The organism is Klebsiella sp. FDAARGOS_511, from assembly GCF_003812845.1.
Classification (GTDB): Bacteria; Pseudomonadota; Gammaproteobacteria; order Enterobacterales; family Enterobacteriaceae; genus Klebsiella; species Klebsiella grimontii.
In genome coordinates, this window is the sequence record NZ_CP033824.1 from 4,715,206 (window position 1) to 4,742,110 (window position 26,905).

Sequence of the window (26,905 nt, forward strand, 5' to 3'; positions counted from 1 at the left end):
GAAAATGAAGAATAATCATAATAAATGGCGGCTTAACCGGATAGCCGGCGCTCTGGCCGTTGCGCTGCTACCGCTGAGTGATGAGGTCCTGGCGCGGGATGTTTTTAACCCGGCACTGTTGGAAATGGATGGCCCCCATACGGGCGTCAGGGATTTATCCGCTTATGAGCAGGCGGGCGGGCAGCTGCCGGGCACCTATCGGGTAGATATTTATCTTAACAACGTTTTTATGGATACCCGCGATGTGGCTTTTCAGCAGAGCAAAGGCCCGGGAGCTACGGAATTGCAGCCTTGCCTGACGGTAGAAGAGCTTGCCGCATGGGGCGTGCGCGTCGTCCAATTTCCTGAATTAGGGCACAAGTCACCCCACTGCGCGGATATTAGCGTTATACCGCAGGCAAAAGCCGATTTTCGCTTCAGCCAGCAGCGCCTGCTACTAAGCTTTCCTCAGGCGGCGGTGTCCAGCGCAGCCCGAGGCTGGGTAGATCCGAAACAGTGGGATGACGGAGTGACGGCGCTGCTGCTCAATTACTCGTTTAGCGGGGCAAATAACTGGTCACGCCAGAACGATACGCCGGACAGCGATAACCAATACGTTAACATGCGTCCCGGAATCAACATCGGGCCGTGGCGTCTGCGGAACTACACGACCTGGGCGCGCAGCAGCAGCGGTGGAGAATCCAATAATAGTTGGGACACGGTATATACCTATGCGCAGCGCAGCATCAATGCGCTACAGGGGGTGATGACGCTGGGCGATAGCAGCACGGATGCCGATGTTTTTGAGGGCGTTCCCTTCCGTGGGGCGATGCTGGCTTCCGATGACGATATGCTGCCGGAAAGCCTGCGCGGCTATGCGCCCGTCGTTCGCGGGATTGCGCGTACTAATGCTCAGGTCATTATTCGCCAGAACGGCTATGAGATTTACCAGACCTACGTTGCGCCTGGCGCTTTTGAAATCACCGATATGTACCCGACCGGCGGTTCCGGTGATTTAGCCGTCACCATCAAAGAAGCGGATGGCAGCGAGCAGAATCTGATCGTCCCTTACGCTTCGCTCCCGGTCCTGCAGCGCGAAGGGCGCCTGAAATATAGCGTCACCTCTGGCGTATATCGCGCCTACGACAACAGCATTGACGAAACGCCTCTCAGCCAGGCGACGGCGATTTACGGCTTGCCCTGGGGGTTAACCCTTTACGGCGGCGGCCAGTTTAGCAGCAAATACCAGTCGGTGGCGTTGGGTATGGGGAAAAACCTCGGTGAACTGGGCGCCGTCTCGACCGATATCATCCAGGCCTGGTCGACAAGACAGGATAAAGAGAAAGAGAGCGGGCAGTCGGTACGTGTCCGTTACAGTAAAGACCTTCCTGGTTTGGGAACCAACGTGAGTCTGGCAGGGTATCGCTATGCGACCAGCGGTTTCTGGGATATGCAGGAAGTGCTGGATACCTATCGGGATGACACCTACACGCCTTCTATTGAACGGCGGCGCAATCGGGGAGAGGTCACGGTCAGCCAGAGCCTGGGCGAAGAGTTGGGATCGCTGTCGCTGAGCTATATCCGCGAAGACTACTGGAACAGCGGTCGCACCATGGAGTCCGTTGGCGTTGGATATAACAACAGCTGGCACGGCATCAGCTATAGCATGAACTACAGCTATAACCGCAACACTACCGACCAGAACACCGGTAAGCGTAATGACGAAGACCACCTTTTCGCCCTGAGCATCAGCGTGCCGCTGGGGGAATGGCTGCCGAAGCCGGTTTATGCCAACTACTCCCTGAACAGCAGCAAAAATGGCTCAACCAGCAATAACCTGGGTCTCTCCGGCACCTTGCTGGAGCGTAACAACCTGAGCTGGAGCGTACAGGAAGGCTATACCAGCCAGGGAAGAGGGGAGAGCGGTAGCCTCAACGCAGACTGGCGGGCGACCTACGCTGAGATTACCGGCGGCTACAGCCATGATAAATACAGCCATCGTCTGAACTACGCCCTGCGCGGCGGAGCGCTGGTGCATGAAAACGGCCTGACGCTGGGGCAGCCTTTCGGCGAAACCGTTGCGTTAATCAAGGCGCCCGGCGCCGCGGGCGTCGGCGTGAATAGCCAGACCGGGGTCAGAACCGACTGGCGGGGCTACACCGTTGTACCTTACGCCTCGCCGTATCGTAAGAATATCCTGACGCTCGATACCACGACGATGCCGGATGATGTCGACCTCGAATTGGCGACTCAGACCGTTGTGCCTACCCGTGGGGCGGTGGTTCGCGCAAATTATGCCACCAGCGTGGGTAATCGGGTGCTGATGACGGTGCGTCAGGAGAGTGGACAGCTTCTCCCTTTCGGCGCCATGGTCAGCGTCCCCGGGACGGCGTCATCTGAGCAGGCTTTTATCGTTGGAGATGGCGGACAAGTCTACCTGACCGGACTGGAATCTAACGGCATTCTTAACGCGAAGTGGGGCGCCGGGACGCAGGAACGCTGCCAGATCCACTATACGCTGCCGTCAGCAAAACAACTTACCGGCATCATTGTAGCCCAGGCGCTTTGCCGTTAATCGAAAGGATGCAGAGACAATGAAACGATTTTCATGGGGAATAGTAGCGGGCCTGATGGCGCTGGCGATATCGCCGCAGGCGATGGCGGCATCCGGGTGGTGTCAGACGAATAGCGGGAGTGCTTTTCAGGACAGTTTTTCTTTTACTGAAACATTTACTAATCCCTCGCAAAACCAGGCAGGGATGGAGTTTCTTCGTATATATGAATGGAATACCGGGGGGAACGTATCAGGCGAGGTGTGAATGTGATGCGACCACGCTTAATACATCGACTTTTTTTAAAACGACAATTCCTGGCCTTGCTGCAACGCAAACGCGAAATGGCTTAAATTATTATCGTCTGAATCCATACCTGGAAATCGCTAGTGAGCTATATATCGCCGGAAAATTAAACCAGTTTGTGCCGACGCCGGTACTGGATAAGAGTAACAATTACATTAACTCATTCCCATGTAATACCACGGGTACAATTTTTGACACCGGTTCGAAAGGGTATATTTCACTCTATTTTACCCGGCCGTTCGTTGGCCGGGTGACAATCCCCCCGACGATAATCCTCAATGTTTATGGGACGCGAAAGAAGGGGAGTTATAGCGCTACTCCGATGACCCAAATCACCATGAACGGTTCGGTTACGGTTCCGCAATCGTGTGAGATAAATACCGGTCAACCGATTAACATTGATTTTGGCGATATTGCCGCCAACCACTTTAAAACAATAAATCAGATGCCCACAGGATTCACCCCGCACACGGTAAATATGACGGTGGCGTGCACCAACATTTCCGCCGGGGTAAAAATAGCGCTCTCATTCCAGGGCGCGGCCGATACCCACGACAGCACTGCGCTGGCGACTACCAATAGCGATATTGCGGTGCGCATTGAAAATATTACCGGCGTCAAAATACCCGTTATTTCAGGGATGCTGCCGGTCAATTTTAATTACCCGAGCCAGAGTGGGGACACGACCATGAAAATCTATCCGATTAATACCACGGGGCATTTACCCGGCGGAGGTGGATTTACCGCTACGGCGACCATTCAGGCAGAAATTGAATAGCAGGAGTGAATAATGAAAAAGGCGCTATGGCTGGTATTATTGCTACCCGTTTTTTCATCTTCGGGCGGGGTCCCTTTGAATGTTAAGGGCAATATTTATTACCTCCCCTGTGACGTAAGTACCGATACGCAATATCAAGAGGTGAATTTCGGCCCGCTTCCAAATATCGACTTTCAAACGCCCGGCAACGCTTCTGAGTGGAAAACTTTTTACCTGAATGTCGAAAATTGTCCGGCCGGGACTACGAAAGCCACGGTAAAATTTGATGGTGTGACGGATGGCGACGATGCCACTCATTTCGCCAATATGGCCGCCAGCGACGCGGCGCAGTATATCGCGCTGCAAATAACCAGCAGCGATCATTCTACAACCTATAAAAATCAGGATCAGATGAGCATTGCTATCAACGGAAGCACCGGAAAAGGTATTTTCCCGCTGGCTGCCCGTTTATATTCAACCCGGGGTGGTGCAAAGGTGGGTAAATTTGAGTCTGTCGTACAGCTGACGTTTACCTATCAGTAACCTTATAAGCTAAATGGATGAAAAGGAATGGCGTATGCAGGAAGATACGGAATATCTGAGCGTAAAGGATGTTGAGCGTCTGGTACTTGCCGCACATTATTGTGCTCACCCGGAAAGAAATAGCTGCATGATCCAAATGTGCTTTTTGCACGGTTGCCGAATTAATGAAATTACCGCTCTGACTTTGCAGGATATCGATCTACCGCGGAAAAGGGTTTATATCCGCCGAGCGCGTCACGGTATCTCAGGTTATCACCCTTTACAGCCAAAAGAGGTTGTCTCGTTACAGCGCTGGCTGCTGGCCAGAGAGTGTTATCCTGCTCATAATGATTTGCTGTTTATCTCCTCCCGGGGAAACCAGATGACTCGCCAGCGTTTCTATCAAATTATTCGTGAGTGCTGCGAGCTGGCGAAGCTAAAGCAAAATATTCACCCGCGGATGCTGCGCCATGCCTGCGGCTATGAACTGGGGAAAAAAGGTATTGATGACGACTCTATCCAGGATTACCTGGGTTATCGGAATTTGAAATCTATCCTGCGTTATAACAGCTACGTTGAAGAGTAGCTGGCGGCGCATTCGCGGCTTTTTTATCTGCCGCGTTACGCCTCTTTTTTATTCTACGGTATAGACCATGAAATCTTCCGCCAGCACGGTAGACGGGAATATCTCTTGGCATTCTGCCAGCAGACGCTGGCAGCCTTCAGCGTCATAGCGAGAACTAAAATGCGTGGCGATAAGGGTACCGACGCCAGCGTCGTGCGCCAGCGCGGCGGTTTGCTGGCTGGTCGAATGCCCGCGGCTGTTCGCTTTTTCCGCCATCGCCTGTTCGAGCGTCACCTCATGGACCATAACATCCACGCCGCGGGCCAGCTCCAGCGCCGCCGGGCAGGGGGCGGTATCGCCGAAAATTGCCAGCTTCTTACCCGGCGTCGTAGGGCCGAGATAGCGTCTACCGTCAATCACACGTCCATCTTCCAGCTCAACCGTCAACCCCTGTTTTAAGCGCTGGAACAACGGACCGGGGGGCACGCCTTCGGCGATAAGCTGAGCGGCATCAAGGGTACCCGGCTTATCATGCTGTTCGATACGATAGCCGTAGCATTCGACCGGATGGTTTAACGGCCAGGCGGTAACCCGAAAGCCAGCTTCATCAAGCACCAGCCCTGGCTCGACTTCGACGATAGCCAACGGGTAATCGGTCCAGGAACCGCTCAGGCGCAGCGCGGTTTCCACAAACTCTTTAAGCCCCTTTGGCCCGTACAGCGTCAGCGGCAGCGTATTGCCCTGCATCGAGCGGCTGCACAGCAGGCCGGGGAGGCCGAAAAGGTGATCGCCATGTAAGTGGGTGATAAAAATCTTGTCCAGTTTGCCGGGGTGACAGGCGGTGCGCAGAAACTGATGCTGAGTTCCCTCTCCGCAGTCGAACAGCCACATCTCCGCCATTGTTGGCTGTTGCAAATTCAGCACTATCGACGTCATATTACGCGTACGGGTCGGCACGCCAGCGGATGTCCCCAAAAAAAGTAATTCCATCGTCCAGTATCCTCAGGGCGTGGGTCAAAAAGTAAAGTATACCAACTAAGGAACCGCAGATGATGACATGGCAGGATCTTCACCACGCCGAACTGACCGTCCCCCAGCTATATGCTGTGCTGAAATTACGCTGTGCGGTGTTTGTTGTCGAACAATCCTGCGTCTATCAGGACGTCGACGGCGATGATCTGGTGGGAGAGAACCGCCATCTTCTCGGCTGGCGCGGCGATGAACTGGTGGCCTACGCGCGCATTCTCAAGAGCGATGACGAGTTTGAACCGGTAGTGATTGGCCGGGTGATTGTCAGCCCGGCGGCGCGCGGCGAGAAGCTGGGTTATCAGTTGATGGAACAGGCGTTGGCCAGCTGCCGTCAACACTGGCCGCAAAAGGCCATCTATCTTGGCGCCCAGGCGCACCTGCAAAAATTCTACGCCAGCTTCGGTTTTGTGCCGGTGACCGAGGTTTACGACGAGGACGGCATCGACCATATCGGCATGGCGTACGAAATCGCCACCCACTGACCGTCGCGCGAATTAAAAACCCGCTCCCTCATCGTGGGTACTGCTATTCCTCAGTAGTACCCCGTATAATGTGGGGTTTTTACTCCGTGGAGGTTCGCGTGCTGTCTGTTTCCACCGCGCTGGAAAGCCTATACCGCTGCCTGGATGAAGCGTTCCCGCCATCGCCCGGCACGCGAATTTTCGATGTTCCCTTTGCGCTGAATGACGCTTTTGATCCGCTGCTGTGGTGCGGTCATCAGCGGCAGTGGCCGCAGTTCTACTGGCAGCAGCGCAGCGGCGATGAAGAGCTGGCGGCGCTGGGGGCGGTAAAAACCTTTGCTTCCCTGACGCTGGCGCACGCTTTTTTGCGCCAGCAGGGGCGTGATGACCTGCGAATTTGCGGCCTTAACGCCTTTCATCCTCAGCGGGGTTTGTTGCTATTGCCGAGGCTGGAGTGGCGTCGCCTGGGCGGCAGCGCCACGCTGCGTCTGGCGCTATCCAGCGAGACGTCGCTTTGCGACGATGCCCGCGCGGCGCGTGAATTTCTCGATTCTCTGGTGGCGAAACAGGCGCAACCTACTGCGGTGCCCTCTCTGCTTAGCGAACAGCATTTCCCGGCTTATCCGCAGTGGCGAGCGTTGATTACGCAGGCGACGCAGGCGATAGCGGCGGGGGAAATGGACAAAGTGGTCCTGGCTCGCGCCACCGATTTGCATTTCGCCGCGCCGTTAAACGCCGGATCGATTATGGCCGCCAGCCGCCGCAGTAATCTCAACTGCTTCCACTTCCTGATGGCCTTCAACCCGAGAGAGGCATTCGTGGGTTCAACGCCGGAACGGCTGTGGCGGCGGCGCGGCGCGCTATTACGTACCGAAGCGCTGGCGGGAACCGTCGCCGGCGATGCGGACGATCGGCAGGCCCAGCGTTTGGGCAACTGGCTGATGGGCGACGATAAGAATCAGCGCGAAAATATGCTGGTGGTAGAGGATATCTGTCAGCGGATGCAAGGTGAGACGCGCGCGCTGGAAGTGCTGCCGCCGCAGATTGTCCGTTTGCGTAAAGTTCAGCATCTGCGGCGCTGCATATGGGCCGAGCTGGACAACCCCGATGATGCCCGCTGTCTTCATCTGCTCCAGCCCACGGCGGCGGTCGCGGGTTTGCCGCGCCAGGTGGCGCTGAATTTTATCACCCGTCATGAGCTTTTTACCCGCGGCTGGTATGCAGGCTCAGCCGGCTATCTGTCGCTGGCGCAAAGCGAATTTTGCGTCTCTCTGCGTTCGGCGAAAGTCGAAAACCATACGCTCAGACTGTACGCCGGGGCGGGGATCGTCAGCGGCTCCGACCCTGAGCAGGAGTGGCAGGAAATTGAAAATAAAGCCGCAGGATTGCGTTCGTTACTGCTTACAGAAACATAGATAAAACGATGCATATCAAAACGGCAACAGTCTGCTTTATCTATACTTAGCCTCAATATTTGATACTGGACAAATTCATGTCAGTAAGCGCATTTAACCGACGCTGGGCGGCGGTGATCCTTGAAGCTTTGACGCGCCACGGCGTGCAGCACATCTGCATTGCGCCCGGATCGCGCTCGACGCCTTTAACCCTGGCGGCGGCGGAAAACCGCGCGTTTATTCACCATACCCACTTTGACGAACGCGGTCTTGGCCATCTGGCGCTAGGACTGGCGAAAGCCAGCGGCCAGCCGGTGGCGGTGATTGTGACCTCCGGTACCGCGACGGCCAACCTCTATCCGGCGCTGATTGAAGCCGGGCTGACCGGCGAAAAACTCGTTTTGCTGACCGCCGACCGGCCGCCGGAGCTGATCGACTGCGGGGCGAATCAGGCCATACGCCAGCCGGGCATGTTCGCCTCGCATCCGTCGCACACAATATCCCTTCCGCGCCCGTCGCAGGATATCTCCTCCCGCTGGCTGGTCTCGACCCTCGACCAGGCGCTCGGCGCGCTGCATGGCGGCGCCGTTCATATTAACTGTCCGTTTGCCGAACCGCTGTACGGCGATATGGACGACAACGGCGCCGAGTGGCAGCGGCAGCTTGGCGACTGGTGGCAGAGCGATAAGCCCTGGCTGCGCCAGTCTCTGCAGACCTCAAGCGAAAAGCAGCGCGACTGGTTTTTCTGGCGCCAAAAACGCGGCGTAGTGGTCGCCGGGCGGATGAGCGCGGAAGAGGGCGTAAAGGTTGCCGAGTGGGCGAAAACGCTCGGCTGGCCGCTGATTGGCGATGTGCTCTCGCAAACCGGGCAGCCGCTTCCCTGCGCCGATCTGTGGCTCGGCAACGGAAACGCGGTCAGCGAACTGGCGCAGGCGCAAATCATTGTCCAACTGGGCAGCAGCCTGACCAGCAAGCGCGTTTTGCAGTGGCAGGCCACCTGCGAACCCGAAGAATACTGGCTGGTGGACAACCTACCGGGGCGTCTGGATCCTGCCCAGCATCGTGGTCGTCGCCTGGTCTGCGCCATCGACCGCTGGCTTGAGCAGCACCCGGCGGAAAAACGCCAGCCGTGGGCCGTCATTATTCCTGAACTGGCGCGCCAGGCCTGGCAGGCGGCGGTCGCCAGCAGCGAGGCGTTCGGCGAGGCCCAGCTGGCGCAGCGAATCCGGCGCTATCTGCCGGATCAGGGCCAGCTGTTTGTCGGCAACAGCCTGGTGGTACGTTTAATTGACGCGCTGTCGCAGCTACCGGCAGGTTACCCGGTCTACAGCAATCGCGGGGCCAGCGGAATCGACGGCCTACTGGCGACGGCGGCCGGGGTGCAGCGCGCCAGCGCGCGCCCTACGCTGGCTATCGTCGGCGATCTGTCGGCGCTTTACGATCTCAACTCGCTGGCGCTACTGCGTCAGGCTTCAGCGCCGATGGTGCTGATTGTCGTCAACAATAACGGCGGGCAGATTTTTTCCCTACTGCCCACGCCGCAGGAGCAGCGAAGCCAGTTCTATCTGATGCCGCAGAATATCCATTTCGCGCACGCGGCGGCGATGTTCGATCTGACTTATCATCGCCCTGCGGACTGGAATGAACTGGAACAGGCGCTGGACGTTGCCTGGCGAGCCCCCGGCGCGACGCTGATTGAGCTGGTGGTCAACGAAACCGACGGTACGCAAACTTTGCAGCGGCTGCTGGCCCAGGTGAGTCAGCTATGATCCTCCACGCGCTGGCCGAACGCGGCCAGCCGGGCCATCCCTGGCTGGTCTTTTTGCACGGTTTTTCTGGCGATTGTCGCGAATGGCTGACGGTCGGGCAGGCGTTCGGCGCGTATTCGCGTCTCTATATTGACCTGCCGGGCCACGGCGGTTCAGCGAAAATTGCGGCAAACAGCCTGGCCGAGGTTAGTCATCTTATTGAGAAAACGCTTAATAGTTACAACATACTTAAGTACTGGCTGGTGGGTTACTCCCTCGGCGGACGGGTGGCAATGTACTTTGCCTGCCAGCCGCGCGAAGGGCTCTGCGGGCTGGTTGTTGAGGGAGGGCATCCGGGGTTAGCGGATGAAAACCAGCGCTTGTTGCGCCGTCGCAACGATGCCGCCTGGGCGGAACGCTTTCGCCGCGAGCCGCTGACCCAGGTGTTTGCCGACTGGTATCAGCAGCCGGTCTTTGCTTCCCTTGATGCAGCGCAGCGAGCGGCGCTGATTGCGCTACGCAGCCGCAATAACGGCGGTACGCTGGCGGCAATGCTGCAGGCCAGTTCGCTGGCTGAACAGCCCGATCTGCGCGAGGCGTTACGGGCGCGCGAGTTCCCTTTTCACTACCTTTGCGGCGAACGCGACAGCAAGTTTCGCGCCATCGCCGATGAGCTATCGGCCACCACGCACGTGATTAATCATGCCGGACACAACGCGCATCGGGAAAACCCCGGTGCAGTCGTAGCTTGTCTGGCACAGTTTTTAGCGAGTTAACTGAAGGACACTTTATGATCTCTCTTGATGAAGCAATGCTTTACGCCCCGATTGAATGGCAGGACTGCTCCGAAGGCTACACCGACATTCGTTACCAAAAATCGGCGGACGGGATTGCCAAAATCACCATCAACCGCCCACAGGTACGCAACGCATTTCGTCCGCTGACCGTCAAAGAGATGATTCAGGCGCTGGCGGATGCCCGCTATGACGACAATATCGGCGTCATCGTGCTGACCGGTGAAGGCGATAAAGCGTTTTGCGCCGGCGGCGATCAGAAGGTCCGCGGCGACTACGGCGGCTATCAGGATGATTCCGGCGTTCATCACCTCAACGTTCTCGATTTCCAGCGTCAGATCCGCACCTGCCCGAAACCGGTGGTGGCGATGGTTGCGGGTTATTCCATCGGCGGTGGCCACGTCCTGCATATGATGTGCGATCTGACCATCGCGGCGGAAAACGCTATCTTTGGCCAGACCGGCCCAAAAGTCGGCTCTTTCGACGGCGGCTGGGGCGCCTCCTATATGGCGCGCATCGTCGGGCAGAAAAAAGCCCGTGAGATCTGGTTCCTGTGCCGCCAGTACGACGCGCAGCAGGCGCTGGATATGGGTCTGGTCAATACCGTGGTGCCGCTGGCGGATCTGGAAAAAGAGACCGTGCGCTGGTGCCGGGAAATGCTGCAAAACAGCCCGATGGCGCTGCGCTGCCTGAAGGCGGCGCTGAACGCCGACTGCGACGGTCAGGCGGGACTGCAGGAGCTGGCGGGTAACGCCACCATGCTGTTTTACATGACCGAAGAGGGTCAGGAAGGGCGCAACGCTTTCAATCAGAAGCGTCAGCCGGACTTCAGCAAATTTAAACGGAATCCGTAATGCGGCAGGCGCAGGTCTACCGCTGGCAGCTACCGATGGATGCGGGAGTGGTGCTGCGTGAACGGCGGTTAAAAACCCGCGATGGTTTGCTTCTGCACCTGCGCGACGGCGAGCGTGAAGGCTGGGGGGAAATTTCTCCCCTGCCCGGATTCAGCCTGGAAACGCTGGATGAGGCGCAGACGGTGCTGTTGGCGTGGGCAAGCGCCTGGCGCGATGGCGAGGGCGGCGCGCTGCCGACCCTGCCGTCAGCGGCTTTCGGCGCGAGCTGCGCGTTGGCGGAACTGTGCGGCGAGCTGCCGCAGACGGCGGATTATCGCGCGGCGCCGCTCTGTTCCGGCGACCCGGACGAGCTGTTCGCCAGGCTTTCGCTGATGCCCGGCGAGAAGGTCGCCAAGGTCAAAGTCGGCCTGTATGAGGCGGTGCGCGACGGCATGGTGGTCAATCTACTGCTGGAGGCGATTCCCGATCTGACGCTGCGCCTCGACGCTAACCGCGCCTGGACGCCGCTGAAAGCGCAGCAGTTCGCTAAATATGTTAATCCGCACTATCGCAGCCGCATCGCCTTTCTCGAAGAACCCTGTAAAAACCGCGACGATTCACGCGCTTTTGCGAAAGAAACGGGTATCGCTATTGCCTGGGATGAGAGCCTGCGCGAGGCGGACTTTAGCTTTGCCGCCGAGCCGGGGCTGCGGGCGGTAGTGATTAAACCGACGTTGACCGGCAGCCTGCAAAAAGTGCGGCAGCAGGTGGCGCAGGCGCATGCGCTGGGGCTGACGGCCGTCATCAGCTCATCCATTGAGTCGAGCCTTGGCCTGACGCAACTGGCGCGAATCGCCGCCTGGCTGACCCCAAACACGATACCCGGTCTGGACACCCTGAGCCTGATGCGTGCCCAACTGGTGCGCCGTTGGCCGGAAAGCGATCTGCCGTGTCTGAACGTTGATGACCTGGAGCCGCTGCTGTGACCTTTAGCGACTGGCCCTGGCGCCACTGGCGGCGGCTGCGGGAAGAGGCTCAGGCGCTGCGCCTGAACGAGCGGCGGCTAAGCTGGCGGGAGCTGTGCGCGCAAATTGATGCGCTGGCGGCGGGATTTCACGCCCGGGGCGTTCGCGACGGCGATGGCGTGCTGCTTCGTGCTTACAACCAGCCCGATGCTCTGCTGGCGTGGCTGGCCCTCCTGCAGTGCGGCGCGCGCGTCCTGCCGCTGAATCCTCAGTTGCCGGCTCCTCAGCTGGCGGAACTGCTGCCGTCTTTGGGTCTGCGCCACGCGCTGGTGCTAAACGGCGGCGACCTTCCGGCGGCGCTTAATCCATTAGCGTTGCACGCCGGCGACGGCGTCCACGCGGTCGACTGGCGAGAAGATCGTATCGCGTCCATGACGCTAACCTCGGGGTCGACGGGACTACCGAAAGCGGCGGTGCACGCTTTTCGCGCCCATCTTGCCAGCGCAGAAGGCGTGCTGGCGATGATACCCTTTGCGCAGCAGGACGACTGGCTGCTGTCGCTGCCGCTGTTTCACGTTTCCGGCCAGGGTATTCTCTGGCGCTGGCTGTTTGCTGGCGCAGGCCTGACGGTACGCGACAAGCAGCCGCTGGAACACGCTTTACGCGGTTGTACCCACGCCTCCCTGGTACCGACTCAGCTTTGGCGTCTGCTTAACGGCGACGCCAGGGTGTCGTTAAAAGCGGTTCTGCTCGGCGGCGCGGCGATTCCGGTGGCGCTAACCGAGCAGGCCGGTCAGCGCGGTATCCGCTGCTGGTGCGGCTACGGGCTAACCGAGTTTGCCTCGACGGTATGCGCCAAGGAGGCGGACGGCCTGGCGGACGTCGGGCGGCCACTGCCGGGGCGCGAACTGCGGATTGTCGACGGTGAGGTCTGGCTGCGCTCGGACAGCATGGCTGAAGGCTACTGGCGCGATGAGCAAATAGTTCCACTGGTTAATGAACACGGCTGGTTTGCTACCCGCGATCGCGGCAGGCTTGATAACGGCAATCTGACCATTCTCGGAAGAATGGATAATCTCTTTTTCAGCGGCGGGGAGGGCATTCAACCGGAAGAGGTGGAGCGGGTCATTGGCGCTCACCCTTGGATCCAGCAGATTTTTATCGTGCCGCAGGATGACGCGGAGTTTGGCCAGCGGCCGGTGGCGGTGGTGGAGTGCGGCGAGCATTACGACCCGTCCGCGCTGGCGTGCTGGTGCGCCGATAAGCTGGCTCGCTTTCAGCTGCCGGTGCGCTGGCTGCGGTTGCCTGAATCGCTGAAAACCGGCGGCATTAAAATTTCCCGCCGGGCGCTACGTGACTGGGTCAACCAGCAGGCCATACCCGGCTCAGACGCGCTGGACGTTCAGTAGCTGCTTCGTATGCCAGCGGCCCAGCGCAAAAACGGTGGTCAGCGCGCCGAGCAGGGCGCAAAACATATCCGACTGGGTATCCCAGGGATCGCCCTGGGTGCCGAGAAACTCCTCTGCGCCCTGTCCCAGCGCCAGCGCCGCCCACCATTCGATCAGTTCATAGACGGCGCTAATCGCCAGCGCAATACAGCAGACCAAGAAACCGAGCATTTTCCGCCCGTGAACGTAGCCACCGCGCAGCAGAATCTCCCGCGCCGCCAGCGCCGGCACCAGTCCCTGGAAAAAGTGCCCCAGCTTGTCATAGGGGTTACGGCTCAGTCCCAGCCATGCCTGTACGTCAAAACCGATGGGCACTTTCGCATAGGTGTACATGCCGCCGACCATCAAAATGATGGCATGGAAGAAAATCAGCGTGTAAAGCAGCGGCGTCAGCGGATAGCGCGAGCGCGTGGCCAGCAAAAGCGGAACGATGATGATCACCGGCGTGACTTCCATCAGCCAGGTAAGCTTATCCCCCGCGCTGATACCGGTGTAAACAAGAATCAGGGCCAGCGCCAGCGCGGCGAAGGTTAACCCCGAACGGGATGCGGCGACGGTCATAACGGATCACCAGAAAGTTAAAACGATAACTATCAGGCAGATGTGGTGGAAATTCAACGTATACCGTCATTGGCGGCGCTGAGCGACCGCCAATGACGTTGAGCATCAGGAGGAGGGCAGATCGCCCTGCGTATTAAGCTGACGTTTGCGCCAGTACCGCAGCAGCGGGGGGACAACAATCACCGCGATGGCCAGAAACAGAAGCGTTTTCGTCACGCCGCTTTGCCACAGAATCGCCACGTTGCCATTGCTGATGGACAGTGCGCGGCGCAGGTTCTGCTCCAGCATCTCTCCCAGCACAAACCCTAAGATCAGCGGCGACATCGGGAAGTGCATCTTACGCATAATGTAGCCCAGCACGCCCAGCCCAACCATCAACAGCAGGTCGAAGGTGGTGCTGTGTACGGCGTAGACGCCGACCGCGGACACGGCGGCGATAGCCGGGGCCAGAAACCATAGCGGTATCGTCAGCATGCGGGTGAACAGGCCGATCAGCGGAATGTTCATAATCAGCAGCATCACGTTGGCGATCAGCAGCGCGGCAATTAACCCCCAGACGATATCCGGCTGTTCGGTAAACATCGCCGGTCCCGGCGTGATGTTGTAGAGGGTCAGGGCGCCCATCATCACCGCGGTGGTCCCGGAGCCGGGAACGCCGAGCGTGAGCATCGGAATAAACGAGCCGCAGGCGGAGGCGTTGTTCGCTGCTTCCGGCGCCGCGACGCCGCGAATATCGCCCTTCCCGAAGGTGTCGCTATTGCCGCTGAGCTTTTTCTCGGTCATATAGGTGATAGCGCTGGCAATGGTCGCCCCTGCGCCCGGCAGAATGCCGACAAAGAAACCCACCACCGATGAGCGCAGGGTCGCGCCCACGCACTGGCCCGCCTCTTTGGCGTTAAACAGCATGCGTCCGGTTTTCCGTACCAGCTTCTGCCCGCCGCTGGTGCTTTCCAGCATCAGCAAAATCTCCGAAACCGAAAAGAGCCCGATCACCACCACGATAAACTGCACGCCATCGGAAAGATGAACGCTGTCGAAAGTGAAGCGGTACACGCCGGTATTGGCATCAACGCCCACCGTCGCCAGCCCCAAACCGATTAACGCGGCGAGAAACGACTTCAGCGGATTTTCCGCCATCATGCTACCAAGGCAGGCGATGGCAAAAATCATCAGGGCGAAATATTCCGCCGGACCGAACGCCAGCGACCACTGCGCCAGCACCGGCGCGAACAGGATGATCCCGCCGATAGCGATCATTGAACCAACAAAGGAGCTCACGGCAGAGATCGACAGCGCTACGCCGCCACGTCCCTGCTGCGCCATCGGATAACCGTCGAGAGCGGTCATAATGGCGGCGGCATCACCGGGGACGTTAAGCAGGATAGACGAAATGCGCCCGCCGTATTCACAACCAATATAGACCGTAGCCAGCAGGATTAACGCTGATTCCGCGGGCAGGTGCAGAGCAAAGGCCAGCGGCAGTAAGATCGCGACACCGTTAATCGGGCCCAGACCCGGCAGGAGACCGACGATAGTGCCCACAAAGCAGCCAATTAGCGCGATGGTCAGGTTGCCCGGCGTCATGGCAACGGCGAAGCCCTGTGATAAATAAATCCAGATATCCATAACCTTCTCCGTTAACTCAACCAGATGCCGAGCGGCAGGGTGACATCAAGCAGGGCGTCAAAGACGTACCACAGCGCGATGCCCATCGCGACGCCGGCTACCCCGGCAGCGGGCAGCGTGGCGCCAAACAGCAGGCCAAACACGGCGGTCAGCAGCGCGGTGGCCAGAGGAAAACCCAGCCATTCAAAACCCCACGCATAGATCCCCAGCGCCACCACCATAGTTAATAGACGTTGTAAAACCCGGCGCCCGGGCCACGTGATAGCGTCGGGCCGACGCAGAAGCAGCAAGACAGAGCACACCAGCATCAGGCCGATAATGCCGACCGGGAAAGGACGTGGGCCGACAGGCTCATAGGCGTATTCGCTGTGAATTTGCCAGGCGATAAACATTCCACCCGCGCAGAGCAGCAGCCACACTCCGGCAAAAATACGATCGCTCATCGCAACCTCCGCAAATTATTTGGCCAGGCCAAAGGATTTCGCCTGCAGGCGATACGCTTCCACCTGTTTTTTGACATAGGCGTCCAGTTCCTTACCGTTCATGTTGAATTCAAACAGGCCGCGCAGCTCGCGCTGCTTTTTGAACGCGTCGGTCTGCTGCAATTTCGTGAACTCATCCACCCACCACTGATAGTCGGCGTCGCTGACTTTCGGACCCACGAAGAAGCCGCGAATAATCGGCCAGACCAGGTCGTAGCCCTGCTCTTTGGCGGTGGGGACATCGGCGAGCGCGCCCGGTAGCCTTTCGTTAGCGAACACCGCCAGCACGCGGATTTTATTGCCCTGGAGATAAGGCACCATTTCGCTGAGATCGCCGGAAACCGCCTGCACGTGATTGCCCAGCAGCGCGGTGACCGGTTCGCCGCCGCCCTCAAAGGCCACGTAGCGCATTTTGTGTGGATCGACGTTCGCTTTTTGCGCCAGCAGCGCCGCTTTCATCCAGTCCTGGCTACCGATTGAGGCGCCAGCGCCGATGACGATACTGGCGGGATTTTTTTCCATCGCTGCCATAAACGACGGCAGGTCTTTCCACGGCGAGTCGGCGCGGACGGCGATCATGCCGTAATCGGTGCCGACGCTGGCCAGCCAGCGCACATCATCCACGCCGTAGCGGCCAAACTTACCCTGCGCCAGGTTGAGCAGCGAGCCGCCGGAGAAAGCGACTACGGTACCGGGTTCGCCGGGGCGCTGGGCGACGATCGCGTTGTAGGCCACTGCCCCTACGCCGCCGGGCATGTAGGTGACGCGCATCGGTTTTTCGATGGCGCCGGTTTCCATCAGGCTGACCTGGATCAGCTTGCAGGTGAGATCGAAGCCGCCGCCGGGCTTGGCGGGCGCGATACATTCGGTACGGGAAGGCGCCTCGGCGGCCAGGGCAGAGGCGGTTAAAAGGCATAATGCAATGGCGCTAGCACGGCGCAGGAATGGCATATTCATAAGCTTCCTCAGTCAGATACAGGGGACGTTTTTTTAATTATGTGAACCGGCATGTGGCTATTCGGTTGCGTGATTGTTAAAACAATTACCTTTCATTTCCCTTTCAATGCAGCAGCAACTTTTCAGGATGTGATATGCGTCTCTTACTGGCAGAAGATAACCGTGAGCTGGCTCACTGGCTGGAGAAAGCGCTGGTGCAGGGCGGGTTTGCCGTGGACTGCGTATTTGATGGCCGGGCGGCCGATCATCTGCTGCAAAGCGAAAAATATGCGCTGGCGGTGCTGGATATCGGCATGCCGGGACTCGACGGCCTGGAGGTGGTGCAGCGCTTGCGAAAGCGCGGGCAGACCCTTCCTGTCCTGCTGTTAACCGCCCGCAGCGCGGTGGCGGACCGGGTTAAAGGGCTGAACGTCGGCGCCGATGACTATTTACCAAAACCTTTTGAGCTCGAAGAGCTGGATGCCAGGCTGCGCGCGCTGCTGCGGCGTAGCGAAGGCCAGGTGCATGAGGTGCAACAGATCGGTTCTCTGGAATATCGCGATGAAGGCTATTTTTTACTCTGCGGACAAACGCTGTCATTGACGCCGCGCGAGCAGGCGCTGCTGACGGTGCTAATGTTTCGCCGTACGCGGCCGGTGTCGCGCCAGCAGCTATTTGAACAGGTTTTCAGCCTGAACGATGATGTCAGCCCGGAAAGCATCGAGCTATATATCCATCGTCTGCGTAAGAAACTTCAGGAGAGCAACGTGCGTATCGTGACCCTGCGCGGCCTGGGCTACGTGCTGGAGCTCGCTCATGAGATGGGGTAAACCGCAGTCGTTATTCTCCCAACTGCTGCTGTTTCTCGGCCTGCCGCTGGTTTTGCTGTGGGGGCTGTCGGCGTTTAATAGCTACGTCAGCGCCCTGCAGGCGGCGACCCAGGCTTACGATCGTACGCTGCTCTCCTCTGCCCGCACGGTGGCGGAGCGCCTGGTGGTACGCCACGGCAGGCTGGAAGTGAATGTTCCCTGGGTGGTGCTCGATAGCTTCGAACTCAATATGAACGATCGCCTGTACTATAAAGTTCTCGATCCCGAGAGACGGGTGATTTCCGGTTTTGACGACCTGCCATCGATGCCGCCCTCAACCTCTCGTACCGAGCTCTATCCGGCGCTGGCGTGGTTTTATCATACCGAGTATCGCGGTCAGGCCATCCGCGTGGCGCGGCTGCTGCAGCCAGTTAACGAAGGCGGCGTTGTCGGAATGGCGGAAATCTATATCGCCGAAACGCTGCAGTCGCGGCGATGGCTGGCGGGGCAGCTGCTGTTTTCATCATGGATCTCGCAGGGGCTATTAGTGCTATTGACGCTGGTGCTCGCTGGCTGGTTGCTGCGCCGTGTGCTACGGCCAATGCGTCGGCTTTCGGCGCTGATGGTGCGGCGTGAACCCGGCCTGCTGACGCCGCTGCCGGAGCTGCTGCCGTGGTCGGAAACCCGTCTGCTGATCGTGGCCTTTAACCGCTATATCGACCGGTTACGGGTGATGATCTCCCGCCAGGAACGGTTTAGCGCCGACGCGTCTCATCAGCTCAAAACGCCGTTAGCGGTGTTGAAAACGCAGGCCTCAGTGGCGCTGGCGAGCGGCGATCCCCGGCTGTGGCGAGAGAGCCTGGAGGCGATGAGCGGCACGCTTGACAGTACGATTCTGCTCACTGAACGCCTGCTGCAGCTGGCCACCATCAAACGTAAAGAGCAGGGCGAACACGCGTTTCCGCCGGTGGACCTGTATGAGATTGTCCACAATAGCTGCTTTTCGCGTCTTCAGCAGGCGCGGAGCAAGGCTATCGATCTCGGCTATGAGGGCGAACCCTCGACGGTGACCATCGCCGGCGATGGCGTGCTGTTGAGCGAGCTGTGCGCGAATCTGCTGGATAACGCGATTCGCTATACGCCGCAGGGCGGTATCGTCACCGTCAGCCTGCATCGTGATGGAGAGGCGGTATTGCTGGACGTCGAAGACAGCGGGCCGGGTATCGATGATGCGCAGATTCAGCAGGCACTCATGCCGTTCCATCGTCTGGAAAACGTGGGTGATAACCCCGGCGCCGGGCTTGGCCTGGCGCTGGTCAGCGATATTGCGCGCCTGCACCGCAGCCATCCGCAACTGCTGCGCAGCGAAACGCTGGGCGGGCTGAAGGTCAGGCTGCGCTTTTTGCGCGCTTTTTCAGAGTAAGCCTTTCAGGGTGAGGGTCCTGCGGGTCGCCACGTTCAAATCATAGTGGGGAAGATCTTCGGCTTTCACCCAGGCGTAGTCCTGGAACTCTTCGTTGATTGTCACGTCGCGATTGGCGCTGATGCAGTCGAAGATCAGGTAAATCATATAAATCTCTTCCCGGTGGCCATCGGCGTAAGTTTTAACCCGGACGTCGTCGCTAAAGGTCCACGGAGTGATGTCGGTCAGCTGCAGTTTTTCGCCCAGCTCTTCACGAATTTCTCGCCGCAGCGCCTCTTCAATGCGTTCGCCCGGCTCGACGCCGCCGCCGGAGATCGCCCACTGGCCGGGAAATACGCCACGATCGTCGGCCATTTTGCACAGCAGGTAGTGGCCTTCATGTTGAATGAGCGGACAGACGATAGTCCTTTGACGCATGATTTCTCCTTAATGATGACAGGGATACTAACGGGAAGGCCCAGTTTGCGAGCCGCCCCGGCAAACCGCAAGCGAAAACGCGCGGCGAAGATGAGCGGTGTTAGGGTAAGCGCAGGGTATTGGGTCAGGGGCCATCATGGAACAGATAGCGCAAAATGGCAGCCTTAAGGGCTGCCATCAGTACTTATTCTCCGTGCTTTAAGAGCTGCAACGCCGCTGCAACACCTGCGCCGTAGTCGGGGTGGACTTCGCTGAACAGGCCAATTTGTCGCTGCTGAATAAAGTCAGGGATATCCCGCATATCATTGGCGATACGCTGAAACATACGCTGATGCTCATCTTCGCTTAATAGCTCAAACAGCCTGCGCGGCTGGCTAAAGTAGTCGCTATCTTCCCGGTGATCCCAGTGCGCCGCCGCGCCTTCAAGGCTTAAAGGCGGCTCGCTAAAGTCCGGTTGTTCCTGAAACACGCCAAAACTGTTGGGCTCATAGGTGACGCCGTTGCCGCTATTGCCATCAACGCGCATCGCGCCGTCGCGGTGATAGTTATGGAACGGGCAGCGCGGCGCATTGACCGGAATTTGATGATGGTTAATGCCCAGACGATAGCGCTGGGTATCGCCGTAGGAAAACAGCCGTCCCTGTAGCATCCGGTCCGGAGAGAAGCCCACGCCAGGCACCACGTTCGCTGGATTCATCGCGACCTGCTCAACCTCAGCGAAGTAGTTATCCGGGTTGCGGTTAAGTTCCAGTACCCCGACTTCAATCAGCGGATAATCGCCGTGCGGCCAGATTTTGGTCAGATCGAAGGGGTTGTAAGGGACCCGGCTGGCTTCTGCTTCCGGCATTATCTGCACGTAGAAGGTCCAGCGCGGGAAATCGCCTCTCTCAATCGACTCATAGAGATCGCGCTGCGAACTCTCGCGATCTTCTGCCACCAGGCGTTTCGCTTCATCATCCATCAGGTTGGCGATCCCCTGCTGGGATTTGAAGTGGAATTTCACCCAAAAACGTTCATTTTCAGCGTTGATAAAGCTGAACGCGTGGCTGCCGAAACCGTGCATATGGCGATATGAGCGCGGGATGCCGCGGTCGCTAAAGTCGATGGTTAACTGGTGCAGCGTTTCGGGAAGCAGGGAGAAAAAATCCCATTTCCAGGTCGGATTACGCAGGTTGGTCCGCGGGTCGCGTTTGACAACGTGGTTAAGGTCGGGAAATTTCAGCGGGTCGCGAAGGTAAAAAATGGGCGTATTGTTGCCCACCAGATCCCAGTTGCCCTCTTCGGTATAGAACTTGATAGAGAAGCCGCGGATATCGCGCTCGGCGTCAGCGGCACCGCGTTCTCCGGCGACGGTTGAGAAGCGCAGGAACAGATCGGTGGTTTTACCTATTTCGGCGAACAGTTTTGCGCGCGTATAGCGGGTGATATCGTGGGTGATAGTCAGTTTACCGTAAGCGCCGGAGCCTTTAGCGTGCATTCGGCGTTCCGGGATTACCTCACGGTCAAAGTGGGCCAGTTTTTCCAGAAACCAGACATCCTGCAGCAGCATCGGGCCGCGAGGACCTGCAGTGACGACATTATTATTATCGACGACCGGCGCGCCGGCGCCGGTGGTTAGTCCTTTCTTGCTCATCTTTATCTCCTGACAAAGTTTTATGTAACTTATTCATCTCCCTGAAGGAAAGAAATAAGCTGAGCACACTTTGTAGAATAAATAGCCAGCACGGACAATCTGGCTCTGGCTATCGAATTGATACCCGGAGCCGTTGGCAAAATCCCGGTAGCAACTGGTTACAATCACAATGGCAAACGTCGCTTTAGTTCATTGATTCCTTAGCATTCGGCAGTACAATTTCGCGGTTTTTTGGGATTTTCTTATTATTATTTTTCTGGATAGATAAAAATGAAAAAAAGCATATTTATGGCCCTCGCTGGCATGATGTTCGTCTCGACGGCGGCAAATGCGATCAGCGTCAGCGGGCAGGCCGGTGAGCACTACACCAATCTTGGCGTTGGATTCGGCACCGAATCGACCGGCCTGGCGGTAACCGGCAACTGGCTGCACAATGATGACGACGGCGATGCGGCGGGTCTGGGATTGGGCCTGAACATCCCCCTCGGGCCATTCCTGGCCACCGTGGGCGGCAAAGGCGTTTACACCAATCCAAACAACGGCGATGAGGGCTACGCGGCGGCGGTTGGCGGCGGTCTGCAGTGGAAAATCGGCGACAGCTTCCGTCTGTTCGGCGAATACTATTACTCTCCGGATTCACTCTCCAGCGGCATCGACAGCTATCAGGAAGCCAATGCCGGCGCGCGCTTTACCATTATGCGTCCTCTGAGCATCGAAGCCGGCTACCGCTACCTCAACCTGGCGGGTAAAGACGGCAACCGCGATAACGCAGTCGCGGACGGTCCGTACGTCGGCGTCAACGCCAGCTTCTAATCTCTTCGGCGCGGTATTCCGCCGCGCCTGATTTTCAGGCTTTTTCGCCAGCCGCTTTGCGATATAGTATTTCTACTTATCAGGCTGGAGTTCACAATGTTAAACGTGGAAATGCTGTCCACCGGCGATGAAGTGCTGCATGGGCAAATCATCGATACCAATGCCGCGTGGCTGGCGGATTTCTTTTTTAATCAAGGATTACCCTTAAAGCGTCGCCATACCGTTGGTGACGATCTCGACTCCCTGGTGGCGATTTTACGCGAGCGTAGCGAGCATGCCGATGTGCTGATCGTCAACGGCGGTCTGGGGCCGACCAGCGACGACCTGAGCGCGCTGGCCGCCGCGACGGCCAAAGGCGAAGGGTTGATTTTGCACGAAGCGTGGCTGGAAACCATGACCCGTTTCTTTGCTGAGCGTGGAAGGCCCATGGCCGCCAGCAATCGTAAACAGGCGGAAATTCCGCAAAGCGCCGAGATCATCGATAACCCGGTTGGAACCGCCTGCGGTTTTGCCGTGCAGCTAAACCGCTGCCTGATGTTTTTTACCCCCGGCGTGCCTTCTGAATTTAAGGTGATGGTCGAGCAGGAAATTTTACCGCGCCTGCGCGAACGTTTCCCGCTGCCTGCTGCGCCGCTGTGTCTGCGTTTGACCACCTTCGGCCGTTCCGAAAGCGAACTGGCGCAGAGCCTCGATCATCTGCAGCTGCCGCCGGGCGTGGTGATGGGGTATCGCTCCTCGATGCCGATTATTGAACTGAAGCTGACCGGACCCGCTGAACAGCGCGAGGCGATGCTGGCGCTGTGGCCGGAAGTGCAGAAAGTGGCCGGAGAGAGCATGATTTTCGAAGGCACCGAAGGCCTGCCCGCGCAGATCGCCCGTCGTCTGCAGGAGCGTCAGCTAAGCCTGACGCTGAGCGAGCAGTTTACCGGCGGCCTGCTGGCGTTACAGCTTTCACGCGTCAATGCGCCGCTGTTGGCCAGCGAAGTCATTCCTTCGCAGGAAGAGACCCTGGCGCAGTCCGCGCGCTGGGCGGCGGAGCGGCGCGAGAAACATTTTGCCGGCCTGGCGCTGGCGGTCAGCGGCCAGGAGAGCGATCACCTGAATTTTGCGCTTTCCACGCCGGACGGCACCCACGCGCTGCGGGTGAAATTCACCACCAGCCGCCACAGTGTCCAGGTGCGTCAGGAGGTATGCGCGATGATGGCCCTGAACATGCTGCGCCGTTGGCTAAACGGCCAGCCGGTGGCTGGCGAGCACGGCTGGATTAACGTCGTCGAATCTCTCTCGGTGTAAACAAGCCTCCGCGTCGGGAGTCCTTCCCGACGCGGGCTGAGTCCAGCCAGCTGTACTTGCTTTTAAATATTCTGTGCACTACCTCGCATTTTTATCCCTCCGAACGTCCACCCTGCTGGAATAGCGTCGTCATTTGAAGCCGCTCACAATTTATCCGCCTGACAACCGCAACACTGATTCCAGTATTCAGGATTGGAGTCCAGTATGTTGGAATCAAGCAAAGTCCCGGCGCTGACCCGCGCCATTGATATTCTCAATTTGATCGCCCGCATCGGTCCCTGCAGCGCGGCGACCATTATTGACGAACTGGGTATTCCGAAAAGTACCGCCTATCTGCTGCTGGGAGAGCTGAAAAAACAGCGCTTCCTCAGCATGGATAATCAGGATAACTACTGCCTGTGGACCAAGCTGGTTGAGCTAGCCGGGCAGGCGCTGAGCAAAATGGACCTGCGCGAGCTGGCGCGTCCACGCCTGACGCAACTGATGGATCAGTGCGGGCTGCTCTGCCACCTGGGCATTATCGACAGCGGCAACGCCTACTACATTCTGAAGATTGAGTCCCCGGCCACCATCAGCGTGCGCTCGCATGAGGGTAAGAGCCTGTCGCTGTATCGCTCCGGTATCGGTAAATGCCTGCTGGCCTGGCAGCCCGAGCGGGTTCAGGAGTCGATTATCAGCGAGCTGCGGTGGGAACGGGCGACGCCAACCACTATCACCAGCGCCCAGCAGCTTCGTGATGAGCTGGGGCGTATTCGCGCCCGCGGCTGGAGCTTCGATAACGGCGAAGACTATCCCGACGTTCGTTGCGTGGCCGCGCCGGTGTTTAACGCCAATAACGAGCTGACCGCCGCCATTTCCGTGGTGGGTACTCGTCTGCAAATCAATGAAGACAATCGCGATTACCTCGCCGGTAGGGCGATTGCCTGCGCCAAAGATATTTCCCGTCTGCTGGGGTGGAAGAGCCCCTTCGAACAACAAGCCTCATAATAAGGAGAAGATCATGACCCTACCGAAAATTAAACACGTCCGCGCCTGGTTTATCGGCGGCGCTACCGCAGAGAAAGGCGCTGGCGGCGGCGATTATCATGACCAGGGGGCAAATCACTGGATTGACGATCATATCGCCACGCCGATGAGCAAATATAAACAGTATGAACAGTCCCGCCAGTCGTTTGGCATCAACGTTCTCGGCACGCTGATCGTTGAAGTGGAAGCCGAAAACGGGCAGACCGGTTTTGCGGTGTCGACCGCGGGCGAGATGGGCTGCTTTATCGTGGAAAAACATCTGAACCGCTTTATCGAAGGTAAGTGCGTCAGCGATATCAAACTGATTCATGACCAGATGCTCAACGCCACCCTGTACTACTCCGGATCTGGCGGCCTGGTGATGAATACCATCTCCTGCGTTGACCTGGCGCTGTGGGATCTATTCGGCAAAGTGGTTGGGCTGCCGGTTTACAAACTGCTGGGCGGCGCGGTGCGCGATGAAATTCAGTTCTACGCCACCGGGGCACGTCCGGACCTGGCAAAAGAGATGGGCTTTATTGGCGGCAAAATGCCGACCCACTGGGGGCCGCACGATGGCGACGCGGGGATCCGCAAAGATGCCGCGATGGTGGCCGATATGCGCGAAAAATGCGGACCGGACTTCTGGCTGATGCTGGACTGCTGGATGAGCCAGGACGTTAACTACGCCACTAAACTGGCCCACGCCTGCGCGCCGTCTAACCTTAAGTGGATCGAAGAGTGCCTGCCGCCGCAGCAGTACGAAGGCTACCGCGAGCTGAAACGCAATGCGCCAGCCGGCATGATGGTCACCAGCGGCGAGCACCACGGCACGCTGCAATCTTTCCGCACGCTGTCGGAAACCGGCATCGATATTATGCAGCCTGACGTGGGCTGGTGCGGCGGTCTGACCACGCTGGTGGAGATTGCGGCGATCGCCAAATCGCGCGGCCAACTGGTGGTGCCGCACGGCTCGTCGGTCTATTCGCACCACGCAGTTATTACCTTTACCAACACGCCGTTCAGCGAGTTTCTGATGACCAGTCCGGACTGCTCAACGATGCGTCCACAGTTTGACCCGATTCTGGTTGACGAGCCGGTGCCGGTAAACGGGCGCATTCATAAAAGCGTGCTGGATAAACCGGGCTTCGGCGTCGAGCTGAATCGCAACTGCAACCTGAAACGTCCTTATAACCACTGATCCCGTCGTGCCGCACAGCGCAGATGTGCGGCCCATTGTTGAGGATATTACGATGAGCAACACCTTGCTTGAGAGCGTGGTGAAGAAAAACCGCGCCCGTTTGATCCCTTTTATGCTGGCGCTGTACGTGCTGGCGTTTCTTGACCGTTCGAATATCGGCTTTGCCAAAGAGACTTACCAGCTGGATACCGGCCTGAGCAATGAGGCCTATGCGCTGGGGGCGGGGATTTTCTTTGTGGTGTACGCCTTTCTCGGGGTGCCTGCCAACCTGCTGATGCGCAAATTCGGCGCAAGAAAATGGATCGGCTGCACCACCTTGCTGTGGGGGCTTCTCTCCGCGGCGATGGCGTGGGCGGATACCGAAGCGAAGTTTCTGCTGGTGCGCACCCTGCTGGGCGCCGCGGAAGCGGGCTTCTTCCCGGGTATGATCTACCTGACTTCCCAGTGGTTCCCGCAGCAGAACCGCGCCAGCATTATGGGGCTGTTTTATATGGGCGCGCCGCTGGCGCTGACCCTCGGGTCGCCGCTCTCCGGCGCGCTGCTGGAAATGCACGGCTTTATGGGGCATCCCGGCTGGTTCTGGATGTTTATCATTGAGGGGCTGCTGGCGGTCGGCGCCGGGTTCTTTACCTTCTTCTGGCTTGACGATACGCCGCAGAAGGCGCGTTTCCTGAGCGCTGCCGAAAAACAGGCGTTAATCAGCGAGCTGGCCAGCGAAGAGCAGAAAAAGGTGACCTCGCGTTTGTCCGATGCGTTGCGCAACGGCCGCGTCTGGCAGCTGGCGATTATCTATCTCACCATTCAGGTGGCGGTTTACGGCCTGATCTTCTTCCTGCCAACCCAGGTTGCCGCGCTGCTCGGCACCAAGGTGGGGTTCGTGGCGTCGGTGGTGACCGCGATCCCGTGGGTGGCCGCGCTGTTCGGTACCTGGCTGATTCCCCGTTATTCCGATCGTACCGGCGAGCGGCGTAATGTGGCGGCATTTACCCTGCTGGCAGCAGCAATCGGCATCGCGGTCTCTGGCCTGGTTTCACCGGTGCTGGCGATTATCGCGCTGTGCGTTGCCGCCGTGGGCGTCATTGCCGTACAGCCAGTGTTCTGGACCATGCCGACGCAGCTGTTGTCCGGTACGGCGCTGGCCGCGGGCATCGGTTTCGTCAACCTGTTTGGTGCCATCGGCGGTTTTCTGGCCCCGATTATCCGCGTCCAGGCTGAAACAATGTTCGCGAGTGATTCTGCCGGATTAGTGACGCTCGCCTGCGTGGCGATTGTCGGAGTTGTTATTATCTTTTCGCTGCGCGTCAATCGCACGGTACCGCAGGCTGGCAGCGTACAGCATTAATGTAAGGGAGA

At 58.4% G+C, this 26,905-nt stretch carries 25 protein-coding genes; 18 read left to right on the plus strand and 7 right to left on the minus strand.

Annotation, left to right across the window (positions count from 1 at the left end; genetic code table 11):
- Positions 1-4 precede the first annotated feature (4 nt).
- The 4 genes from EGY08_RS23855 to EGY08_RS23870 all read left to right on the plus strand — a co-directional run bounded on the left by EGY08_RS23855 (position 5) and on the right by EGY08_RS23870 (position 4,702).
- A complete protein-coding gene (locus EGY08_RS23855) occupies positions 5-2,554 on the plus strand; it encodes a fimbria/pilus outer membrane usher protein (protein WP_123829017.1) in 2,550 nt (849 codons plus the stop codon).
- A 203-nt stretch (positions 2,555-2,757) separates the two neighbouring features.
- Complete coding sequence (locus EGY08_RS23860; RefSeq protein ID WP_228712758.1) at positions 2,758-3,615, plus strand: fimbrial protein; 858 nt, start codon at positions 2,758-2,760, stop codon at positions 3,613-3,615.
- 12 nt (positions 3,616-3,627) lie between these two features.
- On the plus strand, positions 3,628-4,137 hold the full coding sequence (locus EGY08_RS23865; protein ID WP_004123111.1) for a fimbrial protein: 510 nt from the start codon (positions 3,628-3,630) through the stop codon (positions 4,135-4,137).
- A gap of 34 nt (positions 4,138-4,171) precedes the next feature.
- Positions 4,172-4,702, plus strand: a complete 531-nt coding sequence (locus tag EGY08_RS23870) for a tyrosine-type recombinase/integrase (protein WP_004123110.1) — start codon at positions 4,172-4,174, stop codon at positions 4,700-4,702.
- A 48-nt stretch (positions 4,703-4,750) separates the two neighbouring features.
- Here the strand turns inward: EGY08_RS23870 and rnz are convergent, their stop codons facing one another.
- Positions 4,751-5,671 carry a ribonuclease Z gene (rnz, locus tag EGY08_RS23875; RefSeq protein WP_123829018.1) on the minus strand — a complete coding sequence of 307 codons (921 nt, stop codon included), beginning with the start codon at positions 5,669-5,671 and terminating at the stop codon, positions 4,751-4,753.
- A 59-nt stretch (positions 5,672-5,730) separates the two neighbouring features.
- Here rnz and EGY08_RS23880 point away from each other — a divergent pair, with 59 nt between their 5' ends.
- The 7 genes from EGY08_RS23880 (at position 5,731) to menE (ending at position 13,314) form a co-directional block, all read left to right on the plus strand.
- Positions 5,731-6,192, plus strand: coding sequence for a GNAT family N-acetyltransferase (locus EGY08_RS23880; RefSeq protein WP_004123108.1), 462 nt, complete (start codon positions 5,731-5,733; stop codon positions 6,190-6,192).
- A gap of 98 nt (positions 6,193-6,290) precedes the next feature.
- Positions 6,291-7,586 carry an isochorismate synthase MenF gene (gene menF, locus EGY08_RS23885; RefSeq protein WP_123829019.1) on the plus strand — a complete coding sequence of 432 codons (1,296 nt, stop codon included), beginning with the start codon at positions 6,291-6,293 and terminating at the stop codon, positions 7,584-7,586.
- A 77-nt stretch (positions 7,587-7,663) separates the two neighbouring features.
- Entirely contained in the window at positions 7,664-9,334 is a 1,671-nt protein-coding gene (menD, locus tag EGY08_RS23890; RefSeq protein ID WP_004123105.1) for a 2-succinyl-5-enolpyruvyl-6-hydroxy-3-cyclohexene-1-carboxylic-acid synthase, read from the plus strand.
- Positions 9,331-10,089, plus strand: a complete 759-nt coding sequence (gene menH / locus EGY08_RS23895; protein WP_004123103.1) for a 2-succinyl-6-hydroxy-2,4-cyclohexadiene-1-carboxylate synthase — start codon at positions 9,331-9,333, stop codon at positions 10,087-10,089. Before menD ends, menH begins: the two co-directional genes overlap by 4 nt.
- A gap of 14 nt (positions 10,090-10,103) precedes the next feature.
- The gene (menB, locus tag EGY08_RS23900; protein ID WP_004123101.1) at positions 10,104-10,961 is read left to right on the plus strand and encodes a 1,4-dihydroxy-2-naphthoyl-CoA synthase; all 858 of its coding nucleotides are present in this window, start codon (positions 10,104-10,106) and stop codon (positions 10,959-10,961) included.
- Positions 10,961-11,926, plus strand: a complete 966-nt coding sequence (menC, locus tag EGY08_RS23905) for an o-succinylbenzoate synthase (protein WP_123829020.1) — start codon at positions 10,961-10,963, stop codon at positions 11,924-11,926. The genes menB and menC overlap by 1 nt, the downstream gene beginning before the upstream one ends.
- A complete protein-coding gene (menE, locus tag EGY08_RS23910; protein ID WP_049114238.1) occupies positions 11,923-13,314 on the plus strand; it encodes an o-succinylbenzoate--CoA ligase in 1,392 nt (463 codons plus the stop codon). The genes menC and menE overlap by 4 nt, the downstream gene beginning before the upstream one ends.
- Here menE and EGY08_RS23915 read toward each other — a convergent pair.
- From EGY08_RS23915 to EGY08_RS23930, 4 genes are all read right to left on the minus strand, one after another.
- Positions 13,291-13,914 (minus strand): DUF2238 domain-containing protein, encoded by a 624-nt coding sequence (locus tag EGY08_RS23915; RefSeq protein WP_004123096.1) that lies wholly within the window; start codon positions 13,912-13,914, stop codon positions 13,291-13,293. The genes menE and EGY08_RS23915 overlap by 24 nt on opposite strands.
- Before the next feature lie 105 nt (positions 13,915-14,019).
- A complete protein-coding gene (locus tag EGY08_RS23920; protein WP_004123094.1) occupies positions 14,020-15,540 on the minus strand; it encodes a tripartite tricarboxylate transporter permease in 1,521 nt (506 codons plus the stop codon).
- An 11-nt stretch (positions 15,541-15,551) separates the two neighbouring features.
- Positions 15,552-15,983, minus strand: a complete 432-nt coding sequence (locus EGY08_RS23925; protein WP_004123092.1) for a tripartite tricarboxylate transporter TctB family protein — start codon at positions 15,981-15,983, stop codon at positions 15,552-15,554.
- 15 nt (positions 15,984-15,998) lie between these two features.
- Positions 15,999-16,973 (minus strand): Bug family tripartite tricarboxylate transporter substrate binding protein, encoded by a 975-nt coding sequence (locus tag EGY08_RS23930; RefSeq protein WP_369894088.1) that lies wholly within the window; start codon positions 16,971-16,973, stop codon positions 15,999-16,001.
- A 140-nt stretch (positions 16,974-17,113) separates the two neighbouring features.
- Between EGY08_RS23930 and tctD the strand changes: the two genes are divergently transcribed.
- On the plus strand, positions 17,114-17,788 hold the full coding sequence (gene tctD / locus EGY08_RS23935) for a transcriptional regulator TctD (RefSeq protein ID WP_004123089.1): 675 nt from the start codon (positions 17,114-17,116) through the stop codon (positions 17,786-17,788).
- Entirely contained in the window at positions 17,775-19,190 is a 1,416-nt protein-coding gene (locus EGY08_RS23940) for a sensor histidine kinase (RefSeq protein ID WP_004123087.1), read from the plus strand. Before tctD ends, EGY08_RS23940 begins: the two co-directional genes overlap by 14 nt.
- Here EGY08_RS23940 and nudI read toward each other — a convergent pair.
- Together nudI and EGY08_RS23950 are read right to left on the minus strand one after the other, a co-directional pair.
- A complete protein-coding gene (nudI, locus tag EGY08_RS23945) occupies positions 19,182-19,607 on the minus strand; it encodes a nucleoside triphosphatase NudI (RefSeq protein ID WP_049115596.1) in 426 nt (141 codons plus the stop codon). The two genes, EGY08_RS23940 and nudI, sit on opposite strands and share 9 nt — an antisense overlap.
- A gap of 184 nt (positions 19,608-19,791) precedes the next feature.
- Positions 19,792-21,240 (minus strand): catalase, encoded by a 1,449-nt coding sequence (locus EGY08_RS23950; protein WP_123829021.1) that lies wholly within the window; start codon positions 21,238-21,240, stop codon positions 19,792-19,794.
- 270 nt (positions 21,241-21,510) lie between these two features.
- On the opposite strand from EGY08_RS23950, the gene EGY08_RS23955 reads away from it, so the two are divergent.
- The 5 genes from EGY08_RS23955 to EGY08_RS23975 all read left to right on the plus strand — a co-directional run bounded on the left by EGY08_RS23955 (position 21,511) and on the right by EGY08_RS23975 (position 26,894).
- Positions 21,511-22,053 carry a YfaZ family outer membrane protein gene (locus tag EGY08_RS23955; protein ID WP_004123076.1) on the plus strand — a complete coding sequence of 181 codons (543 nt, stop codon included), beginning with the start codon at positions 21,511-21,513 and terminating at the stop codon, positions 22,051-22,053.
- Between the two features lie 96 nt (positions 22,054-22,149).
- Positions 22,150-23,346, plus strand: a complete 1,197-nt coding sequence (locus tag EGY08_RS23960) for a nicotinamide mononucleotide deamidase-related protein YfaY (protein ID WP_123829022.1) — start codon at positions 22,150-22,152, stop codon at positions 23,344-23,346.
- 204 nt (positions 23,347-23,550) lie between these two features.
- Positions 23,551-24,333: an IclR family transcriptional regulator gene (locus EGY08_RS23965; protein WP_004123072.1), complete on the plus strand. Its 783-nt coding sequence runs from the start codon at positions 23,551-23,553 to the stop codon at positions 24,331-24,333.
- Positions 24,334-24,346: 13 nt separating this feature from the next.
- The gene (gene rhmD / locus EGY08_RS23970; protein WP_123829023.1) at positions 24,347-25,552 is read left to right on the plus strand and encodes an L-rhamnonate dehydratase; all 1,206 of its coding nucleotides are present in this window, start codon (positions 24,347-24,349) and stop codon (positions 25,550-25,552) included.
- Positions 25,553-25,604: 52 nt separating this feature from the next.
- Positions 25,605-26,894: an MFS transporter gene (locus EGY08_RS23975; protein WP_004123068.1), complete on the plus strand. Its 1,290-nt coding sequence runs from the start codon at positions 25,605-25,607 to the stop codon at positions 26,892-26,894.
- Positions 26,895-26,905 lie beyond the last annotated feature (11 nt).

What these genes read in the sequence shown, in the direction of transcription:
- EGY08_RS23855 (WP_123829017.1), top strand. Translation starts at nt 5, where the DNA reads ATGAAGAATAATCATAATAAATGGCGGCTTAACCGGATAGCCGGCGCT.
- EGY08_RS23860 (WP_228712758.1), top strand. Translation starts at nt 2,758, where the DNA reads ATGAATGGAATACCGGGGGGAACGTATCAGGCGAGGTGTGAATGTGAT.
- EGY08_RS23865 (WP_004123111.1), top strand. Translation starts at nt 3,628, where the DNA reads ATGAAAAAGGCGCTATGGCTGGTATTATTGCTACCCGTTTTTTCATCT.
- EGY08_RS23870 (WP_004123110.1), top strand. Translation starts at nt 4,172, where the DNA reads ATGCAGGAAGATACGGAATATCTGAGCGTAAAGGATGTTGAGCGTCTG.
- rnz (WP_123829018.1), bottom strand. Translation starts at nt 5,671, where the DNA reads ATGGAATTACTTTTTTTGGGGACATCCGCTGGCGTGCCGACCCGTACG.
- EGY08_RS23880 (WP_004123108.1), top strand. Translation starts at nt 5,731, where the DNA reads ATGATGACATGGCAGGATCTTCACCACGCCGAACTGACCGTCCCCCAG.
- menD (WP_004123105.1), top strand. Translation starts at nt 7,664, where the DNA reads ATGTCAGTAAGCGCATTTAACCGACGCTGGGCGGCGGTGATCCTTGAA.
- menH (WP_004123103.1), top strand. Translation starts at nt 9,331, where the DNA reads ATGATCCTCCACGCGCTGGCCGAACGCGGCCAGCCGGGCCATCCCTGG.
- menB (WP_004123101.1), top strand. Translation starts at nt 10,104, where the DNA reads ATGATCTCTCTTGATGAAGCAATGCTTTACGCCCCGATTGAATGGCAG.
- menC (WP_123829020.1), top strand. Translation starts at nt 10,961, where the DNA reads ATGCGGCAGGCGCAGGTCTACCGCTGGCAGCTACCGATGGATGCGGGA.
- EGY08_RS23915 (WP_004123096.1), bottom strand. Translation starts at nt 13,914, where the DNA reads ATGACCGTCGCCGCATCCCGTTCGGGGTTAACCTTCGCCGCGCTGGCG.
- EGY08_RS23920 (WP_004123094.1), bottom strand. Translation starts at nt 15,540, where the DNA reads ATGGATATCTGGATTTATTTATCACAGGGCTTCGCCGTTGCCATGACG.
- EGY08_RS23925 (WP_004123092.1), bottom strand. Translation starts at nt 15,983, where the DNA reads ATGAGCGATCGTATTTTTGCCGGAGTGTGGCTGCTGCTCTGCGCGGGT.
- EGY08_RS23930 (WP_369894088.1), bottom strand. Translation starts at nt 16,973, where the DNA reads ATGCCATTCCTGCGCCGTGCTAGCGCCATTGCATTATGCCTTTTAACC.
- tctD (WP_004123089.1), top strand. Translation starts at nt 17,114, where the DNA reads ATGCGTCTCTTACTGGCAGAAGATAACCGTGAGCTGGCTCACTGGCTG.
- EGY08_RS23940 (WP_004123087.1), top strand. Translation starts at nt 17,775, where the DNA reads ATGAGATGGGGTAAACCGCAGTCGTTATTCTCCCAACTGCTGCTGTTT.
- nudI (WP_049115596.1), bottom strand. Translation starts at nt 19,607, where the DNA reads ATGCGTCAAAGGACTATCGTCTGTCCGCTCATTCAACATGAAGGCCAC.
- EGY08_RS23950 (WP_123829021.1), bottom strand. Translation starts at nt 21,240, where the DNA reads ATGAGCAAGAAAGGACTAACCACCGGCGCCGGCGCGCCGGTCGTCGAT.
- EGY08_RS23955 (WP_004123076.1), top strand. Translation starts at nt 21,511, where the DNA reads ATGAAAAAAAGCATATTTATGGCCCTCGCTGGCATGATGTTCGTCTCG.
- EGY08_RS23960 (WP_123829022.1), top strand. Translation starts at nt 22,150, where the DNA reads ATGTTAAACGTGGAAATGCTGTCCACCGGCGATGAAGTGCTGCATGGG.
- EGY08_RS23965 (WP_004123072.1), top strand. Translation starts at nt 23,551, where the DNA reads ATGTTGGAATCAAGCAAAGTCCCGGCGCTGACCCGCGCCATTGATATT.
- rhmD (WP_123829023.1), top strand. Translation starts at nt 24,347, where the DNA reads ATGACCCTACCGAAAATTAAACACGTCCGCGCCTGGTTTATCGGCGGC.
- EGY08_RS23975 (WP_004123068.1), top strand. Translation starts at nt 25,605, where the DNA reads ATGAGCAACACCTTGCTTGAGAGCGTGGTGAAGAAAAACCGCGCCCGT.